The organism is Stenotrophomonas sp. AGC87, assembly GCF_057333975.1.
Genome location: NZ_JBHFHW010000028.1, coordinates 27,609 through 41,976, shown reverse-complemented (window position 1 = coordinate 41,976; position 14,368 = coordinate 27,609). Strand labels below are relative to the sequence as shown.

Sequence of the window (14,368 nt, the reverse complement as noted above, 5' to 3'; positions counted from 1 at the left end):
GCGGGGGCGGGGGGGGGGGGGGGCGGTGCGGGTTCGGGCGCCAGTGGGTCGGGGTTCTCCGGCAGATCCGGTGACGGTGGCGGGGCCAGCGGTGGCGGCGGTGTGCCGGCATCCACCGGCGCCGGCGGTGGTGGCGTGACGGTGGGTACGCCTGGCGGGGTGGGTGCGGGTGCCGGCGATACGCCCGCGACGAGGGTGGAGCGCAGGTACCAGTTCTCGCTGCTGCCGGCGCTTACACCGCCCTTGAACAGGAAATACTCGAACGCCCCGGCCGCGATCGGGTTGTACAGCGCGAACGCGTTGGGCGCAGTGCTCGCACCGTTGATCGACTGCACCACCAGGATGCCATCGGCCATCGTCGCCGCGCCGCTGCCCCCGGCATTGAGGATGCCCAGCCCGGTGCTGCCGCTGGCCACCCCATTGGAGATCACCAGCCGATCCGAAGGCGCACCGTCACCGGCCAGCACCGACTGCAGATACACGCCGCCATTGTTGCCAACGTAATTGCCGTTGATGGTGAACGCATCGCCAGGACCGCTGCTGCCGTTGCTCAGATCGATACGGCCGGCATTGATCACATTGACCTGCTGGCCGGCGGTGAAGGTGCGCACGGTGGCGTTGAGGCCGCCGGCGAAGACGGTGCTGGTCGTGTCGATATCCAGCGTACCGCCGCTGGTGGTGAGATCGGCGAGCACCAGGTCGCCATCGACGGTCAATTGGCTGTTCTGGCGCAGGTTGATCTGTTCCCAGCCGGTGAAGCGTGCCACCCCGTTGGTCTTGACGTTGTTCATGGTGAGCAGGTCGGTCCCCAGCCCACCGGTGAACAGCGGCAGCGCACCGAGATGGCTGTTGTTGAGGTTGGTCAGGATGGTGACGTCGTTGCCTTCGCCCATGTCCACCGTGCCGTACACCACCCCGCCACCGGACCAGTCCAGCCGATCGTTGCCGGTGCTGGCGCGGATCTCACCGCGCACCGTGCCGCCGGTGATGGTGATGGAATCATCGCCACCGCTGACGCTGATGTTGCCGCCGATGTAGCCCTCGGAGAGGATGATGGTGTCGTTGCCGAAGCCGGTCACCAGGTTGCCGTCGATCGTGCCACCGGACATGTCGAAGGTGTTGTTCTCCAGCTTCATGTTGACCCGGCCGATGCGCCCGCCGGTCATCTCGGCATAGTCGCCGTCGTCGAAGCCACCGATGATCTGGCCGCCGGTCATGCGGAAGCGGTCGGTGCCATCGCCCTGCAGCAGCGCCCCGATGGTGCCACCGGTCATCAGAAAGGTATCCACCCCGGTGCCTTGCTGCACGGTGCCGGTGATGGTGCCGCCGCTGATCTCCAGGGCATCCAGTCCATCGCCCTGGTCGACGCTGTCGATGACCCCGCCGCGTATCACCAGCGTATCGTTGCCTGCGCCCTGCACGACACCACCGCGGATGCTGCCGGCCAACATCTCCAGGCGGTCATTGCCGGCACCGAAGACAATGCCGCCGGTGCTGCCGCTGATCACCCCGCGATTGATCACGGTGGAGGCGGCATCCAGCTGCAGGCCACGCCCGGCGCCGGCGAGGATGCTGCCGTCGTTGACGATCAGATGCCCTCCGCCACCGGCCTGCAGCGTGACGGCGTTTCCCGTCGCTGGCGCGAGCTGCGCGTTGCCAAGAACGTTGAGCGTGATGTTGCTGCTGCCGGCCACGCCGATGACCGGCACGGTGTCTGGATTGGGCAGCTGGCTGGAGCAGGTCACGGTCTGTCCGGTGGTGGGCGCAGCGTTATCGCAGCCTGCCCATGCCGGGAAGGCGCCGGCGATCAATACGGTGCCTAGGGCGCCACGGCGGCCGGCGTGCAGCAGCCGCGATATCTGGACAGCCAGCAACGGTCGTGCCGGCCAAACAAGCGTCTGGCGCATGTACCTTTCCTGTTCAGCAGAAGGGGGACAGCAACGGCCCAGTGCTTTTACGGATGACCGGCGTAGGTACTTTTACTGTGCCGCCGTGATGCGAAGGTAAAAAACCGATGCCTTCATATCTTCAAATAGATACGCCGGCGATCCAGCGCCCACACCACGCCCCACCAGATCGCCACGAAGCCCACCGCGCACGCGAGCGAGGCCAGCTTCGGTGCCTGCGGCAGCGCGTGCTCCAGTGTCTGGAACGCCCAGGCCCACGCGCCGGTTGCAGCGAGCACCAAGGCCATCGCCGAAGAACCCAGATACGCGGCGATCGCATTCACCCCGAAGCGGCGCCCAAGCGCTGGCAGGCGCCAGCGGTCGATCAACAGGTGCGCCAGCAGCAGCGCTGCCACGGACAGGCCAGCGGTCCAGAGCACGAAGCTCGGCGTCCAGAGCTGTTTGTTCAGCGGCAGCCACAGCGTGGCCAGACCGCCGACGGCCAGGCAGGCCAACGCCAAGGTGGCCAGGCGGGCCGACTGGCCCGCACGCAGCCATGCACCGGCACGCAGACCGAGCAACGTGGTGGCAATCGCCCCGAGGCTGCTCAGCAGGCCTTCGGGGTCATGGCCCAGCCCGGTGAGCGCGGAATATTTGTAGAGGAACGGGGCGAACAGCGCCGTATCCAGCCGGCTGGCCGGGTTGACCCACGGCTCCATGGAGGTGGCCGACAACAGGATCCCCGCATAAGCGGCCAGCAGGCCGACGATCACCGCCCATTGCGTGCGCGCCCGCGTGTAGACCGCCAGTACGCCGACCACAGCAACGCACAGGGCGATCCGCTGCAGCACGCCCCACAGGCGATACGCCGGCAGCTCGAACAGCCACCACGCCAGCAGGTGCAGCAGCGCGCCGGCGATCAGGATGCGCAGCGCGCGTTGCAGCACCCCGCGCACCAGCGCCGGACGCGTCGCCGGCTCGCCCGCGCGCGGCGCCAGGCTGAAGGCCATCGAGACACCGGCAATGAACAGGAACAACGGAAAGATCAGATCGGTCGGGGTGAAGCCATGCCAGTCCGCGTGCAGCAGCGGTGCGTAGACATGGCTCCAGTCGCCCGGGTTGTTGACCAGCAGCATCGCCGCGACGGTCAGGCCGCGCAGCGCGTCGATCGAGCCCATACGCCCCGCCGGCGTGGCGCTCATACGTCTTCGCGCTGCCCGGCGATCCAGGTGCTGCGCACCTGCAGCGCGTCATCGAGCAGCACCAGATCGGCGTGATGCCCTTCGGCGATGTGCCCGTAGCGGTCATCCAGATTCAGGAACTGCGCGGGATAGGTCGAGGCCATGCGCGCCGCTTCGGCCAGCGAGACGCCCAGCAGCTGCACGCTGTTGCGCACCGCCGTGGCCATGTCCAGTGCCGAGCCGGCCAGCGAGCCGGCGGCATTGCGCACCACGCCGTCCACGGCGGTGATGACCTCGCCATACAGTTCGTAGCTGGGGTCTTGCGCACCGACCGGCGGCATCGCATCGGTAACCAGCATGACCTTGCCGCGCGGCTTGGTCGCCAGCGCCACACGCAGGCTGGCCGGGTGCACATGCACGCCGTCGGCGATGATGCCGACCCAGCTCTCGCGATCTTCCAGCGCCGCACCGACCGCGCCCGGCTCGCGCCCGGTCAGCGGCGACATCGCGTTGTACAGATGGGTGAAGCCGCGGATACCGGCCTCCAGGCCTGCACGCGCCTCCTCGTAACTGGCCGCGGTGTGACCTGCCGCCACCACCACGCCGCGTTCCACCAGTGCGCGGATGCTCTCCAGCGGCACCCGCTCGGGCGCCAGCGTGAGCAGGGTGACGCCGTTGTCCAGCGAGGCGGCCAAGGCGATCTCGGCGGCATCCGGCACGCGGAACTTGTTCGCATCATGCGTGCCCTTGCGCGCCGGCGCGATGTACGGGCCTTCCAGATGGATGCCGAGCACGCCCGGCACGCCTTCGCTGATCGCCTGGCGGGTCGCGGCGATGGCCGCGCGCATCACCTGTACGTCGTCGCTGATCAGGGTGGGCAGCAGACCGGTGGTGCCGAAGCGGCGATGCGCCTGTGCCAGCGTGCGCAGCGTGGCGACATCCGGGCTGTTGTTGAACAGTACGCCACCGCCACCGTTGACCTGCGCATCGATGAAGCCGGGCAGCAGCCAACCGCCGCCCAGATCCACCTGCTCATCGGCCTGGCCGAGCATGGGCGCGGCATCGGAGACCAGCGCGGTGATCCGGCCGCTCTCGATCACCACCGCCAGATCATCGCGGAAGTCGTCACCGGCCAGGATGCGGGCATTGCGCAGGACAGTTTTCATCAGACGGTTTCCGTCACCTTGTTCAGATGCGGCGGCAGGTCCGGGTTGTGGCCACGGCGCAGCGCCAGCGCATTGATCGCGCGGTAGAAACTCTGGATGGTCAGCAGCGGGGCGCACGCCGGGTGCGGCGCGACCGGCAGCGGCAGGTCACCGCCGACATCGGCCAGCCACACCTGCGCATCGCGCGCGGCGAACTCGCTCAGCACCGCGCGGGTGCCGGCGCCGGTTTCATCCGGCTGGGCGAAGGCCAGCACCGGGAAGCCCGGGCCCACCAGCGCCATCGGGCCATGCTTGACCTCGGCCGAGCTGTACGCTTCGGCATGCAGGCCACAGGTTTCCTTGAACTTCAGCGCCGCTTCCTGCGCCGCCGCCAGGCCGAGGCCACGGCCAAGCACGAACAGATTGTGGGCCGGCACCAGGCCATCGGTCAGCGACGACCAGTCGCTGTTCCAGGCTTCGCGCAGGGCATCGGGCAACGCGCGCAGCGAGGCGATCAGCCCCACGTCCTGGGTCCAGTACGCCACCAGCTGCAGGATCGCCGACAGCGAGGCCAGGTAGCTCTTGGTCGCCGCCACGCTGCGTTCGGCTCCGGCGCCCAGCGGGATCACCGTCTCGGCCAGCTGCGCCAGCGGCGAATCCTCGACATTCACCAGCGCCACCACGCGTGCGCCCGCCGCACGCGCGGCCTCGGCGTTGCGCAGCAGGTCCGGGCTCTTGCCCGACTGCGAGATCACGATGTACAGCGCACGGCGCAGCTTCAGCGGTGCTTCGTAGACCGAGCCCACCGAGGGCGACGCCGAGGCGGTGACCAGCCCCAGGCGCGTTTCCAGCAGGTACTTGGCATAGGTGGCGGCGTGGTCGGAGCTGCCGCGCGCGCAGGTCACCACGAACGGCGGCGGCGCCGCACGCAGGCTGGCGGCCAGCGTCTCCACGGCCACCTGGTTGCGCGCGAACTGCGCGGCGATCACATCGGCAGCCTCGGCGGCTTCGCGGTACATCAAGGTGTCGTGGGGAGCAGGCAGGGACATGGGGACTCAGGTCGTTTCAGGAGAAGGAAGCCGTGCACCCTGCGGGCGCATCGGCGCGGTGGAACCACGCACCACCAGCTGCGGCACGAAGCCCTGGTTCTGCAGCTGCAACGGCGCGTCGTCGTAGGCATCGCTGCGCAGCTGCGCGATCAGCAGGCGCGCGGCATGCCGGGCGATGTCTTCGGTGGCCTGCTTGGCGGTGGTCAACGGCGGCCAGGACTGGCGCGAGAACGGGCTGTCCTCGAAACCGGCAATGGACAGGTCGTAAGGCACGTTCATGCCGGTGGACTTGGCGGCCGCCAGCACGCCGGCAGCGATTTCATCGTTGGAGCCGAAGATCGCGGTGGGCGGTTCGCGCAGCGCCAGCAGGCGGCGCGCCCCGCGGAAGCCATCATCGAAGGTGTAATCGCCCTGCACCACCAGGTGCTTGTCGATGGTCATGCCGTAGTCGCGCAGCGCTGCTTCATAGCCGGCGTAGCGCTCACCGCTGGAGCGGTGCGAGGTGCCGCCCCAGAGGAAGCCGATGCGCTGGTGGCCGAGCTGGATCAGGTGCTCGGTGATCTCGTAGGCGGCCTCGCGATCGTCGACGAATACGCAGGCACCATCTTCGGGATCGGCGGTGGCGGCGATGATGCGCACCAGCTTGATGCCGCGGGCGGTGAGCGCGGCCACCAGATCCTTGCGCTCGGACATCGGGGCGGTCAGCACCAGCCCGGCCAGGCGCGAACGCTGCACCCAGTCGGCCAGTTCCTCGGCGAGCATCGGCGAGCTGGAGTCGCAGGGGTGGATCTGCAGCCCGAAGCCGGTTTCGCGGCAGGCGGCGAGCACGCCGTTCTGCACGCCGATGATGTGGTACGGGTTGGGGTTGTCGTAGACCAGCCCGACCACCAGCGTGGTGCCGGTGCGCAGGTTGCGCGCGGCCGGATCGGGCTCGTAATCCAGCTCGGCAATCGCGCGCAGCACCCGTGCACGGGTGGCCTGCATCACCGAGGGCTCGTTGTTGATGACCCGCGAGACCGTCTTCAGCGATACCTTGGCCCGTTCGGCGACATCCTTGATGGTCGCTCTACGCATCGTCTTTTCCTGGCTGACCGGTTGAGCGTCCATGATCGCCGATCACTGCCCGTCGCGGGACAGCCCGACGCGGTGGCCGCGCATCGAATAGAACAGGATGTACAGGTAGCAGGGCACCATCAGGCCGGCAAACACCCACTGGAAGTCGAAGTGCTGCTTGAGCACGGCAAACAGCTGGGGAATGATCGCGCCACCGGCGATGGCCATCACCAGCAGGGCCGAGCCGGTCTCGGTGAAGCGGCCCAGGCCGCGGATCGCCAGCGGGAAGATCGCCGGCCACATCATCGCGTTGGCAAAGCCCAAGGCCGCCACGAAGCCGACCGAGACATAACCGTGGGTCAGCAGCGCGCCGATGCTGAACAGCACGCCCAGCACGGCCGAAATGCTGAGGTAGCGCGATTGCGTCACAAGGTGCGGAATCAGCGCCAGGCCCACCACGTAACCCGACAGCATGAATGCCAGGGTGATCGAGGTGAACATCTTGGTCTGGTCCAGCGGCAGATCGAAGCCGTGGCCGTAAGTGCCGATCGCATCGCCGGCCATCACTTCCACGCCCACGTACACGAACAGGCACAACACGCCCAGCCACAGGTGCGGGAACTGGAAGATGCTGGTGCGCTCGGCCACCCCGGGCGCGCGGGCCGGCGTGGCATTGGCTTCAGCGGTCTTCAGCTCGGGCAGCGGCGAGAACAGCACGCCCACCGCCAGCACCACCAGCAGCCCGGCCATGGCCATGTACGGCAGCTGGATCTTGGCGGCGAAGTCATTGAGCAGGACCGTCTTGGCGGCCGCATCGGCGACCTTCACCTGGGCATCCAGATCGCCGATGCCGTGCAGCACCAGCGTACCGATCAGCACCGGGGCGAGCATGCCGGCGATCTTGTTGCAGATGCCCATCAGCGCGATGCGCCGGGCCGCGGTCTCGATCGGCCCGAGGATGCTGATGTACGGGTTGACCGCCGTCTGCAGCAGGGCCAGGCCGCTGCCGATGATGAACAGGCCGCTGAGCGCGCCCGGGTACCAGCGCTGCTGGGCGAAGTGGGCGAACACCACCGCACCGGCCGCCATCACCAGCAGGCTCAGGCTGAGGCCCTTCTTCATGCCGGTGCGCTTGAGGATCCACGAGGCCGGCAGGGCGAGGAAGAAATACGACAGGTAGAAGACCATCAGCACCAGGAAGGCGCCGACCTCGTCCAGCTCGAAGGCGAGCTTAACGAAGGTGATCAACGGGCCGTTGAGCCAGGTGAAGAAGCCGATCAGGAAGAACAGCACGCCGATGATCAGGATCGAGGTAAGCACGCTCGAACGCGCGGAGGCAGCAGGCACGGCAGACATCAAGGAGGCTCCTGCATCGACGGCGCCGGAGCGGCATCGGAAGAGTGGCTGGGAACAACGTTGTCACATTTATTCGTTGCAGCCGCCAGGTTTGTCAACAACTGGTTCACGCCAGCGCCGCGCATTTTCCTTTGCTGCACCTGCGCAATCCGGCGACAGCGCTGGACGCGGACAGAGCAGAGCCCGTATTCACGGCAGTTTGCGAAAACATCACGGCAGTGTGATGAAAACGTTTTCCGGCGCAAACCCACGTTGCGCCGCAGCATCGAAAGTGTGAGGTTATCGTTGACATCGTTGTCAGAACGATTACAGACTCCGCCTCAATCGCCGGGTCAGCCCTGGCCACGCCCAACCGATGGAGTCCGTGTGACCATAGCCGCCCACGCTGTTCCGGCCCATGCCCCGCCCGCCGCGACGCCGCCGTTCCTGGCCGCCGACGTGGGTGGCACGCATGTCCGGGTTGGTCGGGTCCAGGCCAGCGCCGATCCGGCCCATCCGGTGGAGCTGCTGGACTACCGCAAGTTCCGCAATGCCGATTACGCCGGCCTCAGCGCGATCCTGTCCGACTTCCTGGCCGACGGCCCGCGCCCGACCCATTGCGTGGTCGCCACGGCCGGCTATGCCCGCGACGACGGCACCGTGATCACCGCCAACCTGCCCTGGCCGCTGTCGGCGCGGCAGATCGAGCGCGATGTCGGCCTGGACCAGGTGTACATCGTCAATGACTTCGAAGCCGTGGCCTACGCCGCCGCCCAGGTCGATGCCAGCGGCGTGCTGCAGCTGACCGGCCCGGCCACCGCCCCGCGCGGCCCGACCCTGGTGGTCGGCCCCGGCACCGGCCTCGGCGCGGCGGTATGGATCCCGACCGCCCATGGCGCGGTGGTCTTGGCCACTGAAGCCGGCCAGCCGACGCTGGCCACCACCACCGAACTGGAGATGGCGATCGTGCGGCAGATGCTGCGCGAGCGCTCGCACGTCTCGGTCGAGCAGGCGCTGTCCGGCCCCGGCCTGATGAATCTGTATCGCGCCCTGTGCGCCTTGAGCGGCCAGTCCCCGACGCTCACCACCCCGGATGCGATCACCGCCGCTGCCATGGCCGACCACGACCCGCTCGCGAAGCAGAGCCTGGAAGTGTTCTGCGGCCTGCTCGGCAGCACGATCGGCGACATGGCGCTGCAGTACGGCGTCACCGGCGGGGTCTACCTGGCCGGCGGCATCCTGCCGCAGATCCGCGATTTCCTGTTGAACAGCACCTTCGTCGAGCGGTACCTCAACAAGGGACCGATGCGCGAGGCGCTGGAACGTATTCCCGTGAAGGTGGTCGAGCACGGGCAACTGGGCGTCATCGGCGCCGCCAGCTGGTATCTCGGCCGCTCGGACACCTGATCTGCCACGGCGCCGGGATCGGCGCTGCGGACACCGCACCACGCAGTACGTAGTACCCAAGGCGCACCCGGACAACAGGCGCGCGGCACAGTCGTACCAGACGCAAGAAACCAGACGCCGTCGCCGGCGACCATCGAGTGATGAGGAGAGACATCATGAACACCCGCAAGACCCTGCTTTCCGCAGCCATCGTCAGCTGCCTGGCCTTCAGCGCCCACGCGCAGCAAGCCGCCCCCACCGCCACCGATCTGGACACCGTGCAGGTCACCGGCATCCGTGGCTCGATGGAAAAGTCGCTGGACACCAAGCGCGATGCCAATGCGCGCCTGGAAGTGGTCACCGCCGAAGACGTGGGCAAGCTGCCCGCGCACAACGTCGCCGATACCCTGCAGCGCCTGCCGGGCGTGAACATCAGCTCGTCCAGCGCCGATGAAGGCGGCTTCGATGAAGCCGACCGCGTCAGCCTGCGCGGCACCAGCCCGAGCCTGACCCAGACCCTGATCAACGGCCACAGCGTCGCCTCGGCCGACTGGTTCGTGCTCAGCCAGGGCAACAACGTCGGCCGCAGCGTCAGCTACTCGCTGCTGCCCTCCGAGCTGGTCAGCTCGGTGGAAGTGAACAAGTCTTCGCAGGCCAAGCTGCAGGACGGCGGCACCACCGGCACCGTCAACATCATCACCCGTCGCCCGCTGGAGTTCGCCAAGCAGATCACCGCCGAAGCCTCGGTCGGTGCGGTGAATTCGGACCAGGCCAAGTCGACCGATCCGCAGCTGTCGGCACTGTTCAACTACAAGAACGACGAAGGCACCTTCGGCGTGATGGTGCAGGGCTTCTACCAGAAGCGCGAGCTGCGTCGCGAAGCGCAGGAAATCCCGGGCGGCTTCTTCACCCTCGGCCCGAACGACCCGGTCGTCGCAGGCATCCCGGATCCGGCCAACCCGGGCCAGTTCCTGCAGGGCCCGCGTCCGGACCTGGAGGGGCTCAAGATCCCCGGCCTGCTCGGTTCCACGCTGTTCGAACAGACCCGTGAGCGCAAGGGCGGCCTGATCTCGGTGCAGTTCAAGCCCACCGACACCCTGACCCTGGGCCTGGAAGGTTTCAGTTCCAAGCTGGAAGCCAACAACTACAACCGCAACTTCATGATGTTCGGCGCCAGCTTCGCCAAATCGCAGGCACCGGATCCGGGCTATGTGGTCAAGGACGGCGTCATCACCAACGCCACCTACAGCGGCAAGCCGGGCACGGACTACGGCGTGTACGACATGATCTACCGTGAAGCAACGGCAGAGACGAACTACATCACCTTCGATGCGGATTGGCAGATCAACGACAACCTGACCGCCAAGTTCCAGGCCGGCAACACCAAGGGCACCGGCGAAACCCCGCGCCAGTACATCGCCGAAGTCACCGTTGGTCGCGGCGGCGGCGCCAGCTGGGCCACGCACGGCAACGGCTCCCCGGTCGACTGGAACATCGGCGGCGACATCAGCCCGAACGGCGTGACCACCTTCGGCACCTGGGGCAACCAGCAGGTCACCGCCGAAGACAAGGAAAAGTGGGCCAGCCTGGATTTCAGCCAGTACTTCAGCAGCGGCAGCGTGCTGAGCTCGATCGACTTCGGTGCACGCTTCGCCGACCACAAGCGTGAGTCGCTGTCGCCGGAAGGCGCGACCCCGGGCAACATCTGGGCCGCGCTGCAGGGCGCCCCGACCGGCAACTACCCCAACGGCTTCGCCGGTGACATCGGCGGCACTTTCCCGCGCAACATCTGGTACTACACCCCGGGTGCGCTGAAGGATGCGGTGACCAACAACTCCACCTGGCTCGCCAACAATGATGGCCCGGACGGACGCCACAACTACGGCGCCGAATGGAAGGTGGCCGAGAAGAACTTCGGCGCCTACGTCCAGGCCAACTTCGTCGGTGACAGCTGGGCCGGTAACATCGGCCTGCGCTACGTCAACATCAAGCAGGACATCGACACCTACGTGGCCGTCACCAGCGACCCGGACGTGAGCAGCCTGTTCGGTGCGTGGGATGCGCTGAAGTTCGAGAACAAGCACAACCGCGTGCTGCCCAGCGCCAACCTGAAGTTCGATCTGGCCGATGACCTGGTGCTGCGCTTCGCCGCCTCCCAGACCCAGACCCTGCCGGACTTCTCGGCCCTGGGTACCTCCTCGTGGGGTTCGGATCTGAACAAGCTCGGCGGCGGTGGCAACCCGAACCTCAAGCCGGTGCTGTCGACCAACTTCGACGCCAACCTGGAGTGGTACTTCATGCCGCGCGGCCTGCTGTCGGCCGGCGTGTACTCGATGAACCTGAAGGACTACGTGGCCTTCGGCACCGAGACCCAGATGCTCTTCAGCGAGCTGACCCACCAGCTGGAAGCGTATGAGATCTCCAAGCCGATCAACGCCAACGGAAAGGTCCGCGGCGTCGAACTGGCCTACGAGCAGCCGATCGGTGAATTCTTCGGCGTCAACGCCAACTACACCTACGCCGATGGCAGCACCTCGCACACCTGGGAAGACGGCACGCAGAACCTGCTGGGCACCTCGAAGAACACCTACAACGTGGGTGCCTACTTCGAGAACGAGACCTTCGGTGCGCGCGTGGGCTACACCTACCGCTCCTCGTTCCTGATCGGCCTGTCCGGTGCCAACCCGTACTACCAGGATGACTTCGGCACGCTGTCGGCGTCGTTGAGCTACAAGGCCACCGATTGGCTGAGCGTCAGCTTCGATGCGCTCAACCTCAACAACCCGACCTACAAGTACTACCAGAGCGCGTCGGTCCCGACGTCGTTCTACAGCAACGGCCGCCAGTACTATCTGAACTTCCGCTTCAAGTACTGATCGCCGCGGTAACACGCTGCACACCTGAAACGGGCCCGGATTTCCGGGCCCGTTTCACAGGTGGAACCCGATTCGCTACAAAGGAATGACCCGATGCACACCCGCACCCGTCGTACCTCGCTGTCGCTGCTGTCCTTCGCACTGGCACTTTCCCTCGCCCCGCTGGCCCAGGCCACCGACGCACAGGCGCCGAACGGCCCGCAGGCCCTGCCCGGCTCGCTGATGCTGATTCCCGCACCGGCCAGGGTCGACCGCCTCGACGGCGCCGGCTACACCGTGACCGCCGCCACTCCGGTACATGCACAGGGCCAGGCCGCCGCCCGCGTGGCTACACAGTTCGCCACGCTGCTGCGTGACAGCGGCGGCCCGGCGGTAACGGTCAGCGAAGGTCGCGGCAAGGACGGCATCAGCTTCGTGCTCGACGCCACGCTCAAGACCGGTGCCGAGGGCTACCAGCTGCGCTCGGACGCGCGTGGCGCGACCGTGCAGGCCGCCACCGAAGCCGGCCTGTTCTACGGTGCAGCCACGCTCTCGCAGCTGCTCACCGGCGGCAGCGATGGCAAGCTCCCGGCGCTGCGCATTGACGATGCGCCCCGTTTCAGCTGGCGCGGCCTGATGCTCGATTCGGCCCGCCACTTCCAGAGCCTGGACGAGATCAAGCAGGTCCTCGATGCCATGGCCGAGCAGAAGCTCAACACCTTCCACTGGCATCTCACCGATGACCAGGGCTGGCGCATGGAGATCAAGCGCTACCCGAAACTGACCGGCGTCGGCAGTTGCCGCATTCCGGCCGGCGATGGCGGCCGCGACCCGGTCACCGGCGCCGAGCGCCCGTACTGCGGCTTCTATACGCAGGACCAGATCCGTGAGGTGATCGCGTATGCGGCCGCGCGCCATATCCAGGTCATTCCCGAGATCGACGTGCCCGGCCACGCCACCGCGGCGATCGCGGCCTATCCAGAGCTCGGCACGATCGACACCCCGCTCAAGCCGCTGAGCGAATGGGGCGTGTTCCCGAACCTGTTCAACACGGAAGACAGCACCCTCGAATTTCTTGAGAACGTGCTGGAAGAAGTCATCGCCTTGTTCCCGGCCAAGTACGTGCACGTGGGTGGCGATGAAGCGGTCAAGGACCAGTGGGAAGCCTCCGCGCGGGTGCAGGCGCGCATGCGCGAAGTGGGCGCCGGCGATGAGATGGAGATGCAGAGCCACATCATCAAGCGCCTGGAAACCTTCCTGGAACAACACGACCGGCGCCTGATCGGCTGGGATGAAATCCTCGAGGGCGGGCTGCCGCCGGAGGCCACGGTGATGTCCTGGCGCGGTACCGAGGGCGGCCTGAAGGCGGCCAGCGAAGGCCACGACGTGGTGATGTCGCCGGTGACCGACATGTACATGGATTACCTGCAGACCAACTCGCCGAACGAACCGCCGGGCCGCCCGGCGACGATTCCGCTGGCGCGCGTGTACGGTTTCGAACCGGTGCCGGACGCGCTGGCCAAGGACAAGCAGCACCACATCCTCGGCCTGCAGGCCAACATGTTCACCGAGCACACGCGCAGCTACGCGCGTCTGCAGCACAACCTGTTCCCGCGCCTGGCCGCGGTGGCCGAAACCGGCTGGTCGCCGCGCGAACGCCGCGATTACGCCGATTTCCTGGCGCGCCTGCCGGCGCAGCTGCAGCGTTACCAGGCGATGGGCATCGCGTATGCGCAGACGCCCTTCCAGGTGGAACTGGACAGCACGGACGACCGCGCCGCCGGCACCGCGACGCTGGCCCTGCGCACCCCGCTCGGCTACGACATCCACTACAGCGTGGACGGCAGCGCGGTCACCGCACAGTCACCGCGCTACACCGCCCCGCTGCAGCAGCCGCTGCCGGTGGTGCTGCAGGCCGCGACGCTCTTCAACGGCCAGGCGTTGGCCAAGGCGGCCAGCCGCTTCGACATCACCGCTATCTCGCTGCTGTCTCGGACCGACGAACATCTCGCGCAGTGCCCGGGCGAAGGCCAGCTGCTGCTGCGCCTGGAAGACGACGGCCCGGCCGATGGCGAGCGCGCGATCTTCAACGTGGACATCTTCAACCCGTGCTGGCTATGGAAGGACGCGGACGTGGACGGCATCGCCAAATTGCGCGTACGCGCCGGGCAGATCCCGTACTACTTCCAGCTGGCCCACGACGAGCCGAACCGGCGCTTCGCGCCCAAACGCAGCGCACATGGGGAAATGGACATCCTCGGCGGGCAGTGCGATGGCAAGCCGCTGGCCAGCGTGACGCTGCCGGCCGCACCAGGCGCCGATGGCTTCATCACGCTGGAGGCGGCGCTGCCGCGTTCGCTCAAGGGCACCCAGAATCTCTGCGTGCGCTTCACCGGCGATACCCGGCCGACGATGTGGGTGCTGGATGAGATGACGCTGTTGCCGCGGTAATCGCAGGACCGGGGTGGGGGGGGGGGG

At 67.2% G+C, this 14,368-nt stretch carries 8 protein-coding genes and 1 pseudogene; 3 read left to right on the top strand and 6 right to left on the bottom strand.

The annotated features are described in order from the left end of the window. The 6 genes and pseudogenes from ACE026_RS09900 to ACE026_RS09875 all read right to left on the bottom strand — a co-directional run. A pseudogene (locus tag ACE026_RS09900) lies at positions 1–1,907 on the bottom strand (autotransporter family protein); the annotation flags it as partial. Positions 1,908–2,020: 113 nt separating this feature from the next. Next, positions 2,021–3,088, bottom strand: coding sequence for an acyltransferase family protein (locus ACE026_RS09895; RefSeq protein ID WP_486038860.1), 1,068 nt, complete (start codon positions 3,086–3,088; stop codon positions 2,021–2,023). After that, a complete protein-coding gene (gene nagA, locus ACE026_RS09890) occupies positions 3,085–4,233 on the bottom strand; it encodes an N-acetylglucosamine-6-phosphate deacetylase (protein ID WP_486038859.1) in 1,149 nt (382 codons plus the stop codon). Before nagA ends, ACE026_RS09895 begins: the two co-directional genes overlap by 4 nt. Next, positions 4,233–5,261 carry an SIS domain-containing protein gene (locus ACE026_RS09885; protein ID WP_486038858.1) on the bottom strand — a complete coding sequence of 343 codons (1,029 nt, stop codon included), beginning with the start codon at positions 5,259–5,261 and terminating at the stop codon, positions 4,233–4,235. Before ACE026_RS09885 ends, nagA begins: the two co-directional genes overlap by 1 nt. Positions 5,262–5,267: 6 nt before the next feature. Next, positions 5,268–6,335, bottom strand: a complete 1,068-nt coding sequence (locus ACE026_RS09880) for a LacI family DNA-binding transcriptional regulator (protein ID WP_019186013.1) — start codon at positions 6,333–6,335, stop codon at positions 5,268–5,270. 42 nt (positions 6,336–6,377) lie between these two features. Continuing rightward, positions 6,378–7,670, bottom strand: coding sequence for a sugar MFS transporter (locus ACE026_RS09875; protein ID WP_486038857.1), 1,293 nt, complete (start codon positions 7,668–7,670; stop codon positions 6,378–6,380). Between the two features lie 372 nt (positions 7,671–8,042). Here ACE026_RS09875 and ACE026_RS09870 point away from each other — a divergent pair, with 372 nt between their 5' ends. The 3 genes from ACE026_RS09870 to ACE026_RS09860 all read left to right on the top strand — a co-directional run bounded on the left by ACE026_RS09870 (position 8,043) and on the right by ACE026_RS09860 (position 14,341). Next, positions 8,043–9,056: a glucokinase family protein gene (locus ACE026_RS09870; RefSeq protein ID WP_486038885.1), complete on the top strand. Its 1,014-nt coding sequence runs from the start codon at positions 8,043–8,045 to the stop codon at positions 9,054–9,056. A 155-nt stretch (positions 9,057–9,211) separates the two neighbouring features. After that, positions 9,212–11,911, top strand: a complete 2,700-nt coding sequence (locus ACE026_RS09865; RefSeq protein WP_486038856.1) for a TonB-dependent receptor — start codon at positions 9,212–9,214, stop codon at positions 11,909–11,911. Between the two features lie 93 nt (positions 11,912–12,004). Then, on the top strand, positions 12,005–14,341 hold the full coding sequence (locus ACE026_RS09860; protein WP_486038855.1) for a family 20 glycosylhydrolase: 2,337 nt from the start codon (positions 12,005–12,007) through the stop codon (positions 14,339–14,341). Positions 14,342–14,368 lie beyond the last annotated feature (27 nt).